Annotated in this window: 20 protein-coding genes; 6 read left to right on the forward strand and 14 right to left on the reverse strand. The window is 32.1% G+C overall.

Going from position 1 to position 18,885, the window contains the following annotated elements:
* The coding region (locus Z054_RS32325; RefSeq protein ID WP_035092227.1) for a hypothetical protein at positions 1-227 on the forward strand (227 nt) is incomplete at its 5' end.
* 480 nt (positions 228-707) lie between these two features.
* Here the strand turns inward: Z054_RS32325 and Z054_RS0115550 are convergent.
* The 4 genes from Z054_RS0115550 to Z054_RS0115575 all read right to left on the reverse strand — a co-directional run bounded on the left by Z054_RS0115550 (position 708) and on the right by Z054_RS0115575 (position 4,838).
* Complete coding sequence (locus Z054_RS0115550) at positions 708-2,504, reverse strand: M61 family metallopeptidase (RefSeq protein ID WP_024770973.1); 1,797 nt, start codon at positions 2,502-2,504, stop codon at positions 708-710.
* Positions 2,504-2,950: a MarR family winged helix-turn-helix transcriptional regulator gene (locus tag Z054_RS0115555; protein WP_024770974.1), complete on the reverse strand. Its 447-nt coding sequence runs from the start codon at positions 2,948-2,950 to the stop codon at positions 2,504-2,506. The genes Z054_RS0115550 and Z054_RS0115555 overlap by 1 nt, the downstream gene beginning before the upstream one ends.
* Positions 2,951-3,875: 925 nt before the next feature.
* Positions 3,876-4,331: a hypothetical protein gene (locus Z054_RS0115570; protein WP_024770976.1), complete on the reverse strand. Its 456-nt coding sequence runs from the start codon at positions 4,329-4,331 to the stop codon at positions 3,876-3,878.
* Positions 4,332-4,463: 132 nt separating this feature from the next.
* On the reverse strand, positions 4,464-4,838 hold the full coding sequence (locus tag Z054_RS0115575) for a hypothetical protein (RefSeq protein ID WP_024770977.1): 375 nt from the start codon (positions 4,836-4,838) through the stop codon (positions 4,464-4,466).
* A gap of 246 nt (positions 4,839-5,084) precedes the next feature.
* Here Z054_RS0115575 and Z054_RS0115580 point away from each other — a divergent pair, with 246 nt between their 5' ends.
* Both Z054_RS0115580 and Z054_RS0115585 read left to right on the forward strand, forming a co-directional pair.
* Positions 5,085-5,654, forward strand: a complete 570-nt coding sequence (locus tag Z054_RS0115580) for a Crp/Fnr family transcriptional regulator (protein WP_024770978.1) — start codon at positions 5,085-5,087, stop codon at positions 5,652-5,654.
* 120 nt (positions 5,655-5,774) lie between these two features.
* A complete protein-coding gene (locus Z054_RS0115585) occupies positions 5,775-6,554 on the forward strand; it encodes a hypothetical protein (protein WP_024770979.1) in 780 nt (259 codons plus the stop codon).
* Positions 6,555-6,601: 47 nt separating this feature from the next.
* On the opposite strand, the gene Z054_RS0115590 is transcribed toward Z054_RS0115585, so the two are convergent.
* On the reverse strand, positions 6,602-7,237 hold the full coding sequence (locus Z054_RS0115590) for a hypothetical protein (RefSeq protein ID WP_152538577.1): 636 nt from the start codon (positions 7,235-7,237) through the stop codon (positions 6,602-6,604).
* Positions 7,238-7,390: 153 nt separating this feature from the next.
* Here Z054_RS0115590 and Z054_RS0115595 point away from each other — a divergent pair, with 153 nt between their 5' ends.
* The 3 genes from Z054_RS0115595 to Z054_RS0115605 all read left to right on the forward strand — a co-directional run bounded on the left by Z054_RS0115595 (position 7,391) and on the right by Z054_RS0115605 (position 10,659).
* The gene (locus tag Z054_RS0115595) at positions 7,391-8,140 is read left to right on the forward strand and encodes a hypothetical protein (RefSeq protein ID WP_024770981.1); all 750 of its coding nucleotides are present in this window, start codon (positions 7,391-7,393) and stop codon (positions 8,138-8,140) included.
* Between the two features lie 197 nt (positions 8,141-8,337).
* Positions 8,338-9,504, forward strand: a complete 1,167-nt coding sequence (locus tag Z054_RS0115600; protein WP_024770982.1) for a threonine synthase — start codon at positions 8,338-8,340, stop codon at positions 9,502-9,504.
* 456 nt (positions 9,505-9,960) lie between these two features.
* Complete coding sequence (locus Z054_RS0115605; RefSeq protein WP_024770983.1) at positions 9,961-10,659, forward strand: hypothetical protein; 699 nt, start codon at positions 9,961-9,963, stop codon at positions 10,657-10,659.
* Positions 10,660-10,858: 199 nt separating this feature from the next.
* On the opposite strand, the gene Z054_RS0115610 is transcribed toward Z054_RS0115605, so the two are convergent.
* From Z054_RS0115610 to Z054_RS0115655, 9 genes are all read right to left on the reverse strand, one after another.
* Positions 10,859-11,980 (reverse strand): aminotransferase class I/II-fold pyridoxal phosphate-dependent enzyme, encoded by a 1,122-nt coding sequence (locus tag Z054_RS0115610; RefSeq protein ID WP_024770984.1) that lies wholly within the window; start codon positions 11,978-11,980, stop codon positions 10,859-10,861.
* A 5-nt stretch (positions 11,981-11,985) separates the two neighbouring features.
* Positions 11,986-12,942, reverse strand: a complete 957-nt coding sequence (locus Z054_RS0115615; RefSeq protein WP_024770985.1) for an ornithine cyclodeaminase family protein — start codon at positions 12,940-12,942, stop codon at positions 11,986-11,988.
* Positions 12,926-13,717, reverse strand: a complete 792-nt coding sequence (locus Z054_RS31045) for a threonine ammonia-lyase (RefSeq protein ID WP_084050385.1) — start codon at positions 13,715-13,717, stop codon at positions 12,926-12,928. Before Z054_RS31045 ends, Z054_RS0115615 begins: the two co-directional genes overlap by 17 nt.
* Entirely contained in the window at positions 13,705-13,890 is a 186-nt protein-coding gene (locus Z054_RS32720) for a pyridoxal-phosphate dependent enzyme (protein ID WP_024770987.1), read from the reverse strand. The genes Z054_RS31045 and Z054_RS32720 overlap by 13 nt, the downstream gene beginning before the upstream one ends.
* Complete coding sequence (locus Z054_RS30320) at positions 13,887-15,371, reverse strand: M28 family peptidase (RefSeq protein WP_024770988.1); 1,485 nt, start codon at positions 15,369-15,371, stop codon at positions 13,887-13,889. Before Z054_RS30320 ends, Z054_RS32720 begins: the two co-directional genes overlap by 4 nt.
* Positions 15,372-15,636: 265 nt before the next feature.
* A complete protein-coding gene (locus Z054_RS0115640) occupies positions 15,637-16,074 on the reverse strand; it encodes a hypothetical protein (protein ID WP_024770989.1) in 438 nt (145 codons plus the stop codon).
* 186 nt (positions 16,075-16,260) lie between these two features.
* Entirely contained in the window at positions 16,261-17,037 is a 777-nt protein-coding gene (speB, locus tag Z054_RS0115645; protein WP_024770990.1) for an agmatinase, read from the reverse strand.
* 13 nt (positions 17,038-17,050) lie between these two features.
* On the reverse strand, positions 17,051-17,923 hold the full coding sequence (locus tag Z054_RS0115650; protein ID WP_024770991.1) for a ketopantoate reductase family protein: 873 nt from the start codon (positions 17,921-17,923) through the stop codon (positions 17,051-17,053).
* 111 nt (positions 17,924-18,034) lie between these two features.
* Positions 18,035-18,871, reverse strand: coding sequence for an alpha/beta fold hydrolase (locus Z054_RS0115655; RefSeq protein ID WP_024770992.1), 837 nt, complete (start codon positions 18,869-18,871; stop codon positions 18,035-18,037).
* Positions 18,872-18,885 lie beyond the last annotated feature (14 nt).

The following is an 18,885-nucleotide window of genomic DNA, read 5'->3' on the forward strand; positions in this document are numbered from 1 at the left end:
ATTGCAAAAAGGAAATAACCTTTCGATTAAACACTAAACTTTGCTCTGATTTTATATATAATGTTGTAAAACGTTTTTATTACAGAAATAATTTCCATACTTCCAAAACCAAAAGTAATATTGCTGAAATAGATAGACCTAAGGTTAATATTATTGTTTTCAAGTTCTCTTTTTTAAAAATTGAAATGACTGATAGTATGAAAGAAGTTATTCCTATAAAAATATAATCGAGTTGCATTAGATGCTTAATTCCATATAATGCTTGTGTCTTTCCAGTTGCGGTTTGGTATTCGTCAAATAAATTATATTGGATGGAAATAGCAATATAAATTCCAATGAGGCTTATAATTATAGATATCCTAGAAATGAGCATTATTGTCCAGTCTTTTTATTCAGTAACTCTTTTTCGTAACTCGTTTGAAATCCGATATAAGTTATTTCTTTGATTTTTATTTTTTCATTCTCAACCCACGCCGATGGCACGGATTTGCAATCCGTGCTATTAAAACTTTAAAATAAATTTAAAACAATCTTATCTATAACTGGATTATTATAATGTACTTTAACAAAAAAACAGTCACATTATAAGTGGCTGTTTTGGTATTTCCTTATGTTTCACGGATTACAAATCCGCGCCGTCGAGTTTTGGCACTTAACCCTTATTATTTTTATACTTTGTTATGTCTTGTTATTTTGCCTCCAGATTTCTAAAGTGATTTTGACCAAATTTTAAATAGTGCTTTTGCCTCTTGTGTTGCTTTAGAATCTATTTCAAACACATAGTTAGTAACTTTTGGAAACATCATACCATCTAGGTTTATCGTGTTTCCATTTCTTATAATTGATATTGAATAAGTATCATTAGGATTTAAAAGTGACCACATTTTCTTTATATCGCTTATAGTATTTTCATCAAATGCTTTGTTATTTACTGTTTTTATAATATCTCCTTCTTTAAAGCCTATTTTTGATGCTTCTTCTGAACATTTTAAAATAATAAACCCTTTTTCTGTTAAATAATATCGTAAACCTGTTTGGCTTTTAGTTGTATCAATAACTTGTTCTATGAAATTTACTCCAATTTTTTTATAGATTTCTTTTAATGGTAAAGGTTTTGCACCTATAATATAGTTATCAATGAAAATTTTAATCTCAGGGTTTGACATACTTACTATTTCATCATAAAAAGTATCTTCTTTAAATGGTTTTGAAGGTCCATATTTTTGAATTAACTCGTTAACTAGTTCACGCAATCCTTTTTTACCATTAGATAATTCTAACAATTTAATATCTAATAACCCCATAGTAAGTGCGCCTCGATGGTAAATATTGACATATTGTTCCTGTCCTTCATTTGAATAAGAATTTAGAGATAATTTTTCAAGACTATAATCGCTATCAAAAAATTGACTTGCATCTACTTTTCTATGTAACAATTCAAAATATTCTTCTAAAGAAATCTGATCAGACCTAAATAACATTGTATTTGCAGCCCATTCTGTAGTGGCTTCATATAACCACAAGTGCTTTGAAGGTACAGGTTTGACAAAATTAAATTGTTCTATTATTTCACTATGAATATTTAATGGAGTTACAATATGAAAGAACTCGTGCGCGGCCGTATTTTTAACAAACTGTTCCATAACTGACCATTTGTTCTCTCTCAATACATATCCTGAACTATAAGAATGTTCCCAAGCACCTGCATCTTTATTATCAAAGAAAAATAAAAACGTATATCTATCTACCGGTAATCCGTATAAAAACTTGTCTGCAGCAACTAGTATTTCTTCCATAGAAGAAAGTATTTCGTTAGAATTAACAATTTTATTTTGAGAAAACGTAAACACATCAATATCTGTGTTACCAACTTTTGAAGAAGCCACATTTAATTCTCCTAAAAGAATTGGAGAATCTACAATTTCATCATAGTTCTTTGCCAGATATCTACCTTGGTTATCTTTCTTTAAAGCAGTTCCTATTTTCCAATGGTTTGGATACTCAATTTTTACTCGAATTGGAGCAGCCTGTTTACCTTTGAAATACCCAAAAACAGCCTGTCCATTTATTAGTGCGTGATCATTCTCTATTGAAGTACCACACATTAAATAAACAGTGTTTTCCTTTATTTTAGAATCAAAAGTTTCTGCAATTTCATATGTTATTTTTACTGTCTTTTGTGGAGCAGATAATTCATATTGGTTTACAGAAATCTTCTTTACAGGAAGGCTTCCATTATTAGCATCAAAAGCGTTAAAATTTGAAACAAAGCGACCAATGTCCATCACTTTGTAGGTGCCTGGAGCTGTAGCAGCAAATTGAAAAATTGCATTTTCTTTTGTTAGATTTGTAACATCAATGGTTATTTTAAATGTATCGTTTGACCTATCGTTTAAATTAATACTATAATCAATGGTTGTTCTGTTTTCACTTTCACTGATTTTTATAGACTTACACGATAACGTTATTAAGATTAAACTTAAAATTAGAACTTTTTTAATCATTATTGATTTGGGATTTTGCAATTGGTAATTATTTTTTGTAACCCTGAATTAATCTGAATTATTTCATTTTTTGATAAACCATATAAAGCTGTGCGTCTATTCTCTAGAATAGTTGACTCTAATGCTTTTAGGGATTTTGTGCCTTTATTTGAAATAATCAAGTTAAACCGTCTTCTATCCTTTTCATTTATCTCTCTTTTTATATAATCTTTTTTTACCATTAATTCGATCATTCTAGTTATAGAGGCATAATCTTTAAATAATAATTCAGCCATATCTTTTTGAGATAATTTCGAATTATCACTAATTATAATAAGTAATAAAGCTTGATCAACAGTAATATCTAATCCAGTTTTGTCAATATTATTTTGACATAATTTCCGATATTCTTTAATAGCTTGTTCGATGGAATAAAGAATTGTTCCAGTAGGAGTATTAAATTTCATAAAAAAAATACTTGATATATATATATATATGATACAAATATACTTGATATATCAAATAAAACACAATTTATTTAACTAATTTTTGAATAAACTAAATAAAGGGTTGAGTTATTTTAATAAGGCATAACGCCAAATATATGAATCGGAGCAAGGCAAACAAGCCTGAATCAATTGATCTATCTGCGCATTTTTATTTCTTATTCAATTTATAAAAATTTAGCGCCATTGCAAAAAGGAAATAACCTTTCGATTAAACACTAAACTTTGCTCTGATTTTATATATAATGTTGTAAAACGTTTTTATTACAGAAATAATTTCCATACTTCCAAAACCAAAAGTAATATTGCTGAAATAGATAGACCTAAGGTTAATATTATTGTTTTCAAGTTCTCTTTTTTAAAAATTGAAATGACTGATAGTATGAAAGAAGTTATTCCTATAAAAATATAATCGAGTTGCATTAGATGCTTAATTCCATATAATGCTTGTGTCTTTCCAGTTGCGGTTTGGTATTCGTCAAATAAATTATATTGGATGGAAATAGCAATATAAATTCCAATGAGGCTTATAATTATAGATATCCTAGAAATGAGCATTATTGTCCAGTCTTTTTATTCAGTAACTCTTTTTCGTAACTCGTTTGAAATCCGATATAAGTTATTTCTTTGATTTTTATTTTTTCATTCTCAACCCACGCCGATGGCACGGATTTGCAATCCGTGCTATTAAAACTTTAAAATAAATTTAAAACAATCTTATCTATAACTGGATTATTATAATGTACTTTAACAAAAAAACAGTCACATTATAAGTGGCTGTTTTGGTATTTCCTTATGTTTCACGGATTACAAATCCGCGCCGTCGGGAACCAATCGATTAACCACTAATCAATTATGATCACATATATCGTGTTATAACTTTTTTTTAAAACGTATAAAATCGAACAAAATGTCTGTATTTCACATTTACAACTTTTCCGTTATTCATACCAGGAGACATTTTGGGAATGGAAGTAAATATCTCATATACATTCTTTTTAGCTGTTTCTGTTGGACCATTTACTTTAATGTCTTCAATTTCTCCATTACTATTGATTATGAATTCACTTCTAATTTCAACTAACGTTCTAGGATCGAATTCTTTTGAAATCAGTTCTGTATTTAACTTTCGATGAATAAAACCGTTGATTTTATCTTTTGTACATTTTTTATTTTTTTCCTCCTTCTTTTTCCTCTTACAATCGTTAAAAAGGGGGGCAATTTCCACATCTTTCCATTCAGTAAATTCAGTTTGAGATTTTTCTATTTCGTTAGTCACTTCTTGAGACTTAACGGATAAAATCGTTAAAATAAAAAGGAGAATAGATAATTTGGTTTTCATATTTAATTTTGATTGACTATAACAAAGATATATAGTTACCCTAGTTACTATATATCTGTTTGTAATTGTTTATGATTATTTATAAACGTTTGTTTGTGTTATGAGATCACATCTATCAATGCTTTTGTTTTTTTATACTATAAATTCTTGCCTATGTTTTCTGATACCGTTATCGGTTAATCCAATCTCATAGGCTTCGGCATATACCTCATCACGAGCTTCTAATTCGTTCCAGGCATCATTTAATAAGCTCATTTCGATTCTATCGAGATCAAAGACATCATTGTATTTTATAGTTTGATTCAATTGTTTCTTTTGATCTGGTTCTTGTAACAATGCACTAATAATCTTTTTTTGAATGCCTTTAATGATGTGTTGGTCCTCTTCGTGATGATCTTTGAGGTTATATTTTACTTCAAGATGTTCTAATATTCCTTGTTTTATTTTTTCTTGTTGGATATTCTTATGTTCAGAGATTTCTCTGATTTTACGGTCTAATTTGTCCATTTTTTTAACCCCTTTTTTTCTGGATGCTACTAAAATATACCTACGGTATATTTTTGAGCACTAAACTACTATTCCCTTTTTAGATATTTTTACGGGAACCCGCAGGAGGGAGATAAAAGTTTAGTTTAATGAGGTTGGTTGGATGGCCTTTTTAGAGAATTTATACATAGAACATAAACTATTAGTGAAGTTTTTGCATATTTACCTATACAAACTCTACCCAAACAATTGATTTTATTATAAAACATGATAGAGGATATATTTAAAAAAATTACAGAAGAGTACTGTGAAATTAGTACCGAAGCTATTTACGATTGGTCCGAAAAAATAAAAATTGTAGAGTATAAGAAAAGAGATGTACTGGTAAAAGAAGGTGCATACTCACATAAGTTTTATTATATCATACAAGGTGCACTCAAAGCCTATTACTTATCTGATGATAAAAAAATAACCGATTGGTTTGCATTAGAAAATGATTTTATTCCGTCGACTACCAATCATATGCATGGCCAACCCAGTTCACATACCATAGAAGTATTAGAAGACAGTGTTCTGGTAGCATTAAACCATGATGATTTAGAAGATTTGTGTAAAAAGCACCATGATTTTGAACACCTGTACCGCCTTACACTATCCAAAGTAATCTACCAGCTTAGAGAGCGAATAGCTTCTCTTCAGTTTAGAACGGTACAACAACGTTATGATAGCCTGATTCATCTACATCCAAAAATCGAATCCCGTGTTCCTCTGGGAGATATAGCTTCTTTTCTGGGGATTACACAAGAAACATTGAGTAGGATTAGAGCTTCAAAGTAAGAATTTGATTTAGATCAAAAGTTTGTATTCGCTAAATAGATAATTTTGTTTTCGGATTTTGAAATGGAACTATCAGAATGATATTTCGTTTGTTTTATTTCCCTAAATACTTTTGAAGAAATGAAAAGAATACATCTATTCGAATTCGAAGATTTACCATGGTTTCCTAACGGGATTAGAATTTGTATGACCAGACTAATTATGGTAATGCATAAAAAATTTGGTACCAGTCAGGATATGGCTATGCTACTTGCTGATCTTATTAAGCATACAAAAACAACAAAAATTATTGATTTATGCTCGGGTAGTGGAGGCCCAATGCTCGATACGATACAGCTATTGCGAAATCAGTATAATGTAAAAGATGTTGAATTGGTTTTATCAGACTTGTATCCCAACGTAGTAGCTGCCAAACGAATAAACGGCAGCAGCGATTATATGAGTTATAGAACAACTCCTCTGGATGCTACGCATATTGATGATTCGATACAAGGGATATTTACAATGATAGGTAGTTTTCATCATATGAAACCAGACCAGGCCAAAAGTATTTTGACAGCCGTACAAAGAAAAAAGCAACCGATATGTATTATGGAAATCAACAAAAAATTTCCTCTCTTGCTATGGTGGCTCTTTATTCCTCTTAGTGCCGTTTTATGCCTTTTTATCACTCCTTTGGTACGACCTTTAACGATTAAGCAGATTATTTTTACCTATGTAATTCCTATAATTCCTTTATGCTTTGCGTGGGATGCGGTAATTACCAGCGGAAGAATTTATCGGTTAGAAGATCTCGATGAGCTTTTACAAGAAATTAAAGAAGACACCTATATTTGGAGAAAAGAGGTTATAGGAGGGAAATCTGAAAAAATTTGCCTGATAGGATATCCAAAAGAATAAGGTATCGTGTTTCATAAAGCTAACCTTATTCTTTTATGAATCATCATCTAATGTATTTCTATAAAGATGTCTTTATTGTCATTTTCAAATGGGGAAGGCTCGAGATGGGCATGCCCGATATCATAAATTTTACCCGATACCTTTTCTATTGTATACCACGACTCCTGAAATTCTGATACTACGCTTATCGTGTAATAATTCTCATGTTCTCGAATGATCATATCATCCTCAAAATTTTCTACGTTAACCGAACCAACTTTAGTACTCTTATTAATCGATTCGATTACAAATTGAATGTTTCTCTCTGTGTCTTTTGTTTGTTTATAAAAAGGAATTTCTTTTTTGCTATTAGACTCTGCAGGATTAGAAATTGAGTGATATGAGGTTATTTTTTCTTTAAGATGTACCATTGCACCAAAATAAAAAACAGTTTTTAAAGGGAGATATTTTATTGGATTGTTAAACAAAACGAAAACCTCTTTACCATTGGTGGTTACTCTAATTCTGGAAAAATTTTCTGTGCTAGCTCCTTTACCAACCAGCTGTAAAGCAGATTGTACAATAGCATCTTTACCGGGAGCGATAATTTCTGAGACTTCCTCATTCATTGTAATGTCCTGAGAAAAACAAGTAGTATGGTGTAGTAGAACTAGAAATAGAGAGAATATAGCAATACATTTCATTAACTTATCTTTTATGAGTACTAAACTACCGTAATGGTTTTTATATTCCTAATGATAAAAAAGAGGACATTTTATTACGGTAAACTAAAATGGGAGTACTCAATATATGTTACAAATAACTATATCTCTCGTCTTCTGATTAAAGATAACGATATGAGATACCCGTTGATTAAGCCTAAATACTACTTCACCTTATTCAAAGAATTGATTGACTTTATAAAAAAGCCTAAGAATGAAAAAAATCTGGAAAAATCTGTAAGACTCAAAATTTATGATACTATTGGACTGTACTTTTTAAAATTTATACTATTAATCCCTGTAATTTTGTTTTTCGCTCTCGTATATGACCCAGAGAATGTACAAAAGGTAAATATGTCAGAGCGTTTTTCTCCATTAGCATTATTAATCGTCGGTGGGATAATTCTCCCTCTTATCGAAGAAGTTGCTTTTAGACTTTCCTTAAGATTTAAACCCATTTATGTTGCACTGTCATCAGGTGTATTCTCATATTATGTATTAACCAAACTTGTTTTTCAAACAAAAATAAGTGCAGTAGACGAAAGTTTTTTGATACGAGCTGTTATCGCAATTGCATTAGGGATACTCTTGTATCTGGTAGTTAATAGTACATCATTAAAAGAGAAGTTGGCTAACTTCTGGAGAACACATTTTAGAAGTATATATTATGTCTCTTGTGTGTGTTTTGCCTGGATACACATTACAAAGTATGAGTTAAACTGGACAAATATTCTTTTGCTTCCGATTCTTACCTTACCTCAATTAATGAGCGCATTAATTTATGGATATATAAGAGTATCTTTTGGTTTCAGGTATCCATTGTTTTTTCATATGTCTAACAATCTTCTGGCGATAAGCTTATCTCTTTTACCGTTTACAGGTTAAGAAATTAGATACTCAATTTTACTATATAAAAATACTGTCATAAAGATAAAACACAGGCTTGTATTATCGGCGATTGATTCGATGGCTATTTTTCAGTTATTCAATGTATAAAATGGAAAATATCACTTTTTGGAGATTAATCCTTTTTGAGATATCCTGATCGCAGTATATTTTTATATAGTAAAAATTAATACATTATGTCTACTAACGAATACTCCTATCTTCGATGTGATCACTGCGGAGAAATTTATGATAAGAACGAAATCCATAACTATTGTCCAAAAGATAATCAGCCTCTGGTTGCACACTATAATTTGGATGGCCCACTTTCTAAAGACAGTTTAAAAAACAGGCCGGCTACAATGTGGCGATATCATGAGTTACTACCAATCGAAAAAGAAGAAAATCAAGTGAGCCTGGGAGAAGGGTTTACACCACTTCTCACCTTATCAAAGCTAGAATCAACCTATAACCAATCCCAGTTATTACTTAAGGATGAGTCTGGCAATCCTACAGGTTCTTTTAAAGCCCGGGGAATTAGTATGGCAGTCAGTAAGGCAAAAGAACACGGGATTAAGGCAATGTGCATCCCTACTGCAGGAAATGCAGGAAGTGCTCTTAGTGCATATTGTGCTAAAGCAGGAATTAAAGCTCATATTTTTATGCCCGAAGAAACTCCAAAAACGTTTCAGTTAGATTGTGAAATTATGGGAGCTAATGTTACTAAGGTAAAAGGAAATATTGCAGATGCTGCCGGTATGATGAGATCAAAAAATGATGGATCCTGGTTTGATGTATCTACATTGCAAGAACCGTTTAGACTAGAAGGAAAAAAGACAATGGGATATGAAATTGCAGAGCAGTTACAGTGGGAACTACCAGATGTAATTCTATATCCTACAGGAGGCGGCACTGGATTAATAGGAATATGGAAAGCTTTTCTTGAAATGAAAGCCTTACAATGGATAGATCATATTCCTACCCGAATGGTAGCTGTTCAAGGCGATGGATGTAATCCTGTTATTACCTCTTTTCATAATGAAATGGACCATGTGCCAAAGCATGATAATCCCGCTCCAACGATAGCCAATGGATTAAGAGTGCCAAAGCCGTTTGGAGATCGATTGATCATGAAAACATTATATGAAAGTAACGGAACAGCCATTTCTATTTCTGATCAGGAAATAAAAGAAGGGATGCAGGAATTTGCAAAAACAGAAGGGTTATTTATTTCTCCAGAGGGCTCTGCAGTATGGGCAGCATATAAAAAATTAAAGCAAACCCATTGGATAAAAGATAATGAATCAGTAGTGCTTCTTAATACAGGCTCTGTATATAAGTATATCGAAAATTTATATTCATAATTTATAAATAATAGTACTCCTTTTTAAACCTGAATTCGATGTAAGAAATTTACGTCAATTCGAGTGATCCTATACTTCGATATAACTCAGTACAGGCTGGAGGATTGTATCGAGAATAGTGATCTTCCTTCAAAAAAGCTATTCTCGATACAGTTTTCCTCCATTTCATTCTGAAAAACCACTCGAATTAACGCTTTTTTAAACATTATAACTTACGTCGAACTCAGGTTTTAAGAGAAAAAACAACTTGATACTGATCCAAAAAAACTGGTAACTACATAAAATAAATACTGTTTCACTGAAAACAGGGTAGTGTAAACAGTGTATGGCTTCTACTTTTGGATTAAATAATTGATTATCAAATAGGTACATGCTATAGTGACTAGGGCTTACTATGCTCTGTATTGTACATTCAATTATTGACAATCACACATTTAATTCTTAAAACAACAAATCATGAAAAAAACAATTTTTAAAGTAATCACTATTTTAACTTTGGCAATCTTTATTAGTAGTTGCGAAACCGATGATGGTACTCTTGATGGTATCGAAGGAGAATCAAAAGATGTATCTGTAGAGGCCTCTACAACAGATAAGTCTACTAAAAAAGCAGGTAATACTTGCCATAATTGGAACATTATAACCTATGAAGGCCCTGTGTGGATAGACGTTAGAAACCAAAAAGAATATCCTTATGTAAATACCATTATGACTGCTGAAGCAACTTGTGACGGACTATGGGTTGCCTCTGGAGGTTTTAAAATTATTGATAATACCAAAAACAAAAGAAAAGTACGAGTTAAAAGAATCAATAAAAATAAAGGCTATCTTACTTTTTTTACTAGTGATGGTCGCTATTCTACACGTAGTTTTGATGCTTTCATTTATCCAGATACTCCAGTTCCATGCCCTGGTAATGAACATGTAAATATGCTTAGTTATGCCTATACTGTTATGGCTAGAAAACACAATCCGAAGTATACATATAGCTGGAAAGCTGTTAGTCCTAGTCAAAGAATCTTTTATGGTACCGGGAGCAGAATTAGACTAGGTTATGGGCGTTACACTGTTACTCTAAGTGTCTCTAAACCAGGTTGCACTACTAAAACAGCAACTGAAACCTTTTTTCTTGAAAGCGATGGTATTCCAGAATAAATTGTTAAGCTAATCATTGACTCTAGTTCATAATTGGGTTATATATGATTTTCAATTCTCATCCCATCCTAAACCCCTACCAAAAGGAAAGGCTTTTGCCCCCTTTCCTCTGGGATGGAGTTGGAATATTACATGAAAAATCAACACTATTTAAAACTAGAGTCAAATCATTATACTAAAAATTATGACAGGCAGATTGCTATGATAAATTAAACCGTTCTTTAAGAGCTTGTTTAACGCGTTCTAAACCCGCCAGGATATATTCTTTGCGTTCTCCAATCCCTATTCTGAAATGATGGTCCATCCCATAACAATCTCCTGCCAAAATAAATACACTTTTTTCTGTACGTAACCATTCGGCCAGTTCGGTAGAATTAATATCTAAATTGTATTTTATAAATAACATTCCACCACTCTTTGGGGGTACATATTCAAATAAGTCCCCGTATTGATCCAGCCATTGCTTTACCACTTTTAGGTTTTCATTAAGCATGGTTCTGTTTCGAGTTAGTATTTCTTTACGTTTTTCGGGCCTTAATGCGATCTCACCAATATAATGACTCATTATACCCGCAGTAATAGAAGTATAATCATGATATGCCCATGTATCTGCAATTAGTGTTTCGGGGCCTATTAACCACCCTAAACGTAATCCGGGTAGGGCATAGGCTTTAGACAGTCCACCGTTAACCATAACTTTGTCATACATCCCAATAAAGCTTTCGATAATTTCTCCGTCTAATTCGGCTCCACGATATACTTCGTCACAATATACCCAGGCATCTACACGCTTTGCGATAGTTACAATTTCTTGCATTTCTTCAGAAGAAAGTGTGTATCCTGTTGGGTTATTAGGATTACATAGCGCGATCATTTTTGTTTTTGAAGTGACCAGAGATTTTAATTCTTCGATATCTGGTCTCCATTTGTTTTCTTCACGTAAATGAAATGCCTTGGGGATACATCCCATCTCTTCGGCAATACCCCAGATCTGCATATAGTTGGGTACCATCATAACCACTTCATCCCCTTTTTCTAACAAGGTATGACAAGCAATAAAATTCGCTTCAGAAGAACCATTGGTTACCAATACATTTTCCTCATTAGCACCATTATACATTGCACTAATTCTTTTACGCAAAGGGATAGAACCATTAGTTTGTCCATATCCTAAAACAGTATTGGTAAGTGTATCTATCTGGTCTTTCTCTAATAGTTCATTAAGAGTATAGGGATGAAAACCACTTTCTGTTAGATTATAATCTACTGTGTTCTCAAATAAGGATTGTACTCTTTCGAGCTCAAAAATTGGAATATTCATTCTATTTATATTTTGGTATTCATGTATGTTTTATAAACAGCTTTTGCAATCATTATATCTTGTACTGCAACTCCAGTAAGGTCTACTATTGTTATTTGATCATCATTGGTACGTTGTAAGGCAGGATTCTGAATTGCATTACCGAGTTCTACGATTTTTTCTTCGGAAATTGAACCGTCTTTAACAGCCCGATATATTTCGCCTCTACTTTTACTTTGCGGAATACTATCTGCAATAACGATATCTGCTTTTTGAAGTATCTCACTACCAAGTTCTTGTTTATCTGAAGTATCAGAGCCTACTGCTGTGATATGGGTACCTGGTAAGATATCTTTTGCGTCAAGCAGTGCGACTTCAGATGGAGTAGTAGTAACAATTAAAGTGCTGTTTTTTGCTACTTCGGCAGGAGTTTTGGCAATATGAATATCAAAATCAGTACTCATTTCTGCTTTAAACTTCTCTGCTTTTTCGGGTGTTCTTCCCCATATCCATACGGTTTTACAAGGATTGTTTTTCTGCAGGAATTGCAACTGTAGTTTAGCCTGGATCCCGGTACCTATAATACCAATAGCACTTATTTTTTTTGGAGCAAAATATAAGGCTGCCAGAGCACCTGCTGCTGCAGTACGAATATTAGTAAGATATCCTTCATCTAATAAAATAGCTGCTAGCTGCCCTGTTTTTTGACTAAATATGAGCATCATTCCCTGGCTGGAAGCTATCCCTAATTTTGAATTATTATAAAAACCAGAGGCAATTTTGATTACATAAAAATCATCATTCTTTATATATCCATATTTAATATGTACATCCCCAGGAGGATCTTCAAATAGTAACTCACCTACAGGCGGAACTACCGTTTTTTTATTACTATAGTGTATAAAACCTTCTTTCATAGCCTCAACGAGATCTAATGATTTTATACTTTCTTTAATCTCTTTCAGATTAATAATAGTCGCCATATTTTACCATTATTTGGGTTAATAATTGATTGTCTATCTTTTTTCCGGTTACTACCAGAACCACATTTTTGCCTTGATACGCTTTACTTTGTAATAATGCTGCAATCGGTAGTGCTGCTGTAGGTTCGATTTCTACTTTATGATATTTCATCATAAAAGCCACAGCTTTTTTTATATCCTCTTCTTCGATGATCTCAAAACCAGACAAGTGTTTTTTACAAATATCATAGGTAATAGCATTATCTTCAATTCCGCCTGCCGATGCATCGGCTATTGTTGATAAAGTACTTGGAGAAACGATACTATTATGTTGTATCGACAAATACATTTCTGAAGCATTTTTGGGTTGACAGCCAATGACAGAAACACTATTATTAGCACTAAAATAAGTGCTTATACCAGATGCTAATCCACCACCGCCAACAGGAGTTAAAATAGTATCTACTTCGGGTACTTGTTCTTCTATTTCAATAGCAATAGTACCTTGCCCTTTAATAATTTCGGGATCATTATAGGGATGAATTAGAACACCGTTCGTTTCTTTTGCATATGCTCTTGCTTTTTCTTCTGTTTCTAAGCTGTTTTCACCATAAAAAATAACTCTGATCGAGTATTGCTCAAGAGCTTTTATTTTTGTGTCACTTGTTTTTTTTGGAAGAAATAATACACCTTTAAAACCAAATTTTTCTGAAGCATATCCAAATGCTGCGGCATGATTCCCCGTAGATGCTGCTACAAAAGTTCTGTCAAAAACACTTTTGTCTAAACTGTGTATTTTAGTAAGAACCCCCGTGTTTTAAACGACCCCGTGTATTGCAAAAATTCCATTTTTAGAAAGACATTCGCCCCGGATATTTTACTTAACTCTGGAGAATGCGCCATAGGAGTTCTATGCAAATCAGACTTGCTAATTTTGTATGCATCTATTATATCTGTAGCATGTATCATTGTTTTGAATTTGGAAAATTTTGATCTATCGCTTCAATAGATTTCTGGATTAATTTAGCTACATTTTTATAGTATTCCGGATTTGTATCTTCGATATCGTCGGTTGCCTGGTGATACCCTGGGTGATCTTCTTCACTAAAAGTGATATTAGGGATTCCTTTCCTGAAAAAAGGACCATTATCAGAAGAAAACATCCAATAGTCTTTGGTTTTATCATCTGGATCATCATGACCATAAGAAACGATTAATGGACTATCTTTTGCAATACTTTCGATTATGGGTTTAAATAGAGGATAGGGATAGGTACCAACCACATATATTTCGTTTTTTGGGTTACGACTAATCATATCCATATTAATATTGAGTTTGATATCTGATAACAAAACCGGTGGGTTGTCTACAAAATATTTAGAACCAAATAACCCTAATTCTTCGGCATCAAAAGCTGCAAAAAGAATAGAGTGCTGAGGTTGGTTTTTAGAGAAATATCTAGCTAAGGTCAATAGGGCAGAAGTACCAGAAGCATTATCATCTGCACCATTATAAATGGTGTCATTTATAATACCAAGGTGATCATAATGTGCACCAATAACAATATATTTTTGAGGATTTGTCTTCCCTTTTATATAACCTATAAAATTGGTCCCAATCCTTTCTTTTTTGGTTTTTCTATCTTTAAAAGTAAAGTGAGAATCATAATCGGTATCTAATTTTTCTAAACCAATATTTTTGAAATATGACCTGATAAAGTCTTGTGCTTTTTGATTGTTTCCTGTACCTCTCCCCAAATACTGATCTGATGCTATTTGTTTTTGAATGTCCAGTAATTCAGTCGTTTCTATTCCTAAATCAGTTATTACATCATATTTTTTTATTTCGTTAGCTGTCATCCAGTGAATACTATCAGCGGGAGCAGCTTCTAATGTATACCAATAAAATTCTGTAGGGATATTCATTTCGGTATAATAGCTTACGTATTTTTTGTGCTCTTCATGATCTTTAGGGAAATCCAGTGCTACACTATCTTCTCCTGACCAGGAATGCACTCCAAGCTTAGCTGTAGCGTGAATATTTCGTTTTTCTCCTGCCAAAAACATATCTGTTCCGCCAGAAGCTACCATTCCGTTTTCTGGGATATAAGTATTTATATGATGTTTCCTAATTTCGCGTGAAGCAAGAAGATTTATTTCATCGTCTATAGACCCTGGGACTTCTTCCATTACCAATGTGGTCACTTTTGGGTTTTCGAACAAAATTTCTTTAATATCATGTAGTGTATTAGAATAAATAACACCATTCATGTATAGTGTGTCTTTTGTAGTTTGATTTTCTTTAAAATAGAATTCTGCTACTTGATCGCCTTCCATTTTCATCAATATTTTTTGCCCAAAAGAAGAGGTATATAGAATTTCGGGAAAGAAATACAAGGTAGCAACAGAAACAATGATAATTGCTACAAATGCGATGATAACTCTTTTCATAATAGTAATGTGTTAATTAATACCAGATGCAATAAAAAAAACCTCCGTACACCAAACCAACTTTTGTTGATTAAGGTATACGGAGGTTTTCCGTAAGAAATTCACTTGTCTTTCCGATGTTCTTCCTTAAGCTAAAAAACAAGAGTGTAACATACTGTTACTATATTTCTACATATACAAAGATAGAAAAAAAACAATTAAGTGTATACAAATTAGAATTATAGGTCTTGAATATTTACTTTGATAAGTAAAATTTTGGAGGATATCATTTTTTTTGAATAAAATAAATATCTATATAATCAGTAACTTCACTACAAGGATTATTCATCTCCTGGAGTCTCCAGTATTTTCTATTTCCTTTTACTTTAAAATTGAATTCTCCTTCTCTTATACAAGGCTGTCCGTTGTTTATAAAATCTACCTGGGTTTCAATAGTTCCGTTAAATATCAAATGCTTTGCAGAGGCAGGAGTAATGGTACCTTTGATTTTTAAGAAATCACTATTTTCTTTACTATTTTGGTGGCCTTCGATAGTATATGTATTGGTTTTTTTCGATTTTTCGATTTTGGCAGTTCCAAAGTAATCCCATGAAATCCACTGAACAGATAGATAGTGATTACCTACCAGAGTTTGATCCAGATTGTTTTGTGAAAAAGAAAATAATGACAAGGATACTAAAAGAATTAAAACTATTTTTTTCATGTGCTCTCACATTAATAATTGATATACTTCTTGATTACTACAAACATCTTTGAATCAAAGATAGACATCATAGGTAATTTATAGTACCTTGTTTTCAGTGAAATAGTTTTTTGATGTGTTTGTAAGCTTATTTTTGTACTTGAAAACTTTTAATTGGTTTATACATTGCTAATAATACCTTTTATATTATAACATCTTTCCTAAAATTTCTTTCATCATTTTGGCTGCCAAAAATGCTGTCATATTCTGAAAATCCCTATTAGGATTATATTCTACAATATCTGCCCCAATGACTTCACCTTTTATATTTTGGATTAAATCGATTACTTGTCTAGACGATAGACCTCCAGGTTCATGATGCGAAACTCCGGGTGCATATGCTGGGTCAAAACCATCCATATCCAATGAGATATATACAGGATTATCAAATTGAGATATTTTGGTTACATCCAGATTCTTCATTTGATGAATTTCGACATTAAATTTTTCTGCCTGCTCTGCCTGATGCGTATTTAGTGTTCTAATCCCCACCTGAACTAACCTGGCAGCAAATCCGTTTTCCATAATTCTTGCAAAAGGACAGGCGTGAGAGTATTTGTCACCTTCAAAGTTATCATATAAATCAGAATGCGCATCGATATGTAAAATGTCTAATTTTGGATATTTTTTATGATGAGCCTTAATAATTGGAAATGTAATAGAGTGATCCCCTCCCAAAGTAAAAACTTTTGTTTCAGCTTCTAAATGATTCGAAGTTATGGTTTCAATGTCAAAATAATCTGAAATATCAAAATCTCCTTTATCGGTTATTCGAGAATCCTCGATTGTGATTCCGTTTTCTGTGAAAAGATTAAGCGAACCACAGTGTAATGCTTCTCTAATTAATGGAGGAGCTAGTCCTGGACCTTGCTGAAAAGAGGATTTTTTATCAAATTGTATTCCTTGTATGACAATTTTACTCATTTATTTTTAGGTATTAATTCTGGTTTATTTGCCTGAGTAATTTACAAATAGTATCGTTAATTGGCGTTGCAATTTTATTTTGTATTGCTATCTTTTCGATCGCTCCATTTTTTGCGTTAACTTCTATGATATTTCCAGTTAACCGATCAGATAACATTGAGCTTCCTTTTGTTTTTGAGTATGTAGCTATTTTTTCCATCATTTCAGATTCAAAACTATTTTCAATTATTACTCCGTCTGATTTTGCTACTTCAATTCCTTCTCTTAGAAGATCTTTATACAAATCTATTACTTCTGAATTTTCAAAAACAGAACATGTTCTTCCGGTTAAGCATAGTATTGATCCAAGGGCAGAACTTTCTATTAGTTTTTTCCAATTTTCGGTTTTGTAATCCAATACTTCTATTATCTGTGCATCGTTTTTGGCGAAAAGCTGCATAAATCGTGTTGCTAACTCGCTTTGTTCGACTTTAAGTATCGGTTTTCTAAATTGTAAGTAATAATTATCTTCAATAGGTTGAGTAGGGCAATCAATCATACATTCCAAAATATTTTCCTTTGTAGTAAAAGGCGTAATGGGTTCTTTTAATTCTATACCGTTTCTTATAACAACTACTTTAGTATTCGCCCCGATTAATTTTTCCAATTTATCATTGGCTGCGTCAAAATGATATTCTTTTAAGCATATAAGTAACCAATCAAGTTCCTCTGATCTTTCTTTTTCAATCTCAATAGGTATTTCTATTTTTTTATCTTGAAATTGTATTTTGATTTTAGATTTAGGAGTTCTGGTATAATAGAATACTTCGTTTTCAGGATGTACTACTAATATCCGTGAAATTACAGAACCTATCGCCCCTAAACCGAATATTCCAATTTTTCTCATGTATTGTTTTTTGTGATGAATAGGTTAAAAAATAGATTTCAAGTCTACTTTTAAAAACATATTAACCCTGGCATTGTTATGCTTAGTACTTTTGTCGACATCATTAACTAATTACATTTTTTGTGTATTGTAACTTAGAATTTGTTGTTCAATAATTTTAATTACTTTTTTAGACCAAAGCATTTTGAAATGCCCAGTCCCTTCTATTTCAATAAATTTAGAGTTCTTAAATAATGAACTTACTGATTTAGTTTTTTCTACTGGGATTATTTTATCATACTTATCATGAATGAACGTTACATCTTTCATTTCTATATCTTTAATAACAGTACTGACTTTAAATGTTACTGGATCGTACTTTGTTGTCGTTTTTTTTATTTTATTAATCAATAATTTAGTTGTCTCAGTTGTTAAACCAAATTGAACAACAGCAAGTCCAATAAATTCTAAAAATCTGCTAGGAGTCGTTAATATAATCATTTGGTTTATTTTATATTTTAACGAACTCATAGCTGTAAAGGCAAGTACAGAGCCCATTGAATGCGTAATTATTAAATCGTATTTATCTTTTTCTAAAAACAACTTTACTAAATCAGACATTTCAAAAAAACTTGTTTTCTTCTTTGTACTGGCTCCATGGCAAGGGCCATCAAAACTTATAACTTTGTATCCATTTTTTGTTAATTCAGGAATGATTGCTCCAAAATTAGAAGCTCTTCCTCCCCATCCATGTATGAGTAATGCTTTCTTATTTCCGTTTCCCCATGTATAGGTCTTAATATTAAATTTTTTAAATCGAATTATGGTCTCGATAGCAATTTCTAATATCGATTTTTCAAATGCTCTTATTTTCCTGTTTTTAGGTTTTGAAATAAAATTAAATGCTATTTGTGCAGTTAGTCTTGGAGATATCTTTTGTAAGATGTTAAGTGTTTTTTTTAAATTCATTTGATAGGTTATTG

It is taken from the genome of Aquimarina macrocephali JAMB N27 (assembly GCF_000520995.1).
GTDB classification, from domain to species: Bacteria; Bacteroidota; Bacteroidia; order Flavobacteriales; family Flavobacteriaceae; genus Aquimarina; species Aquimarina macrocephali.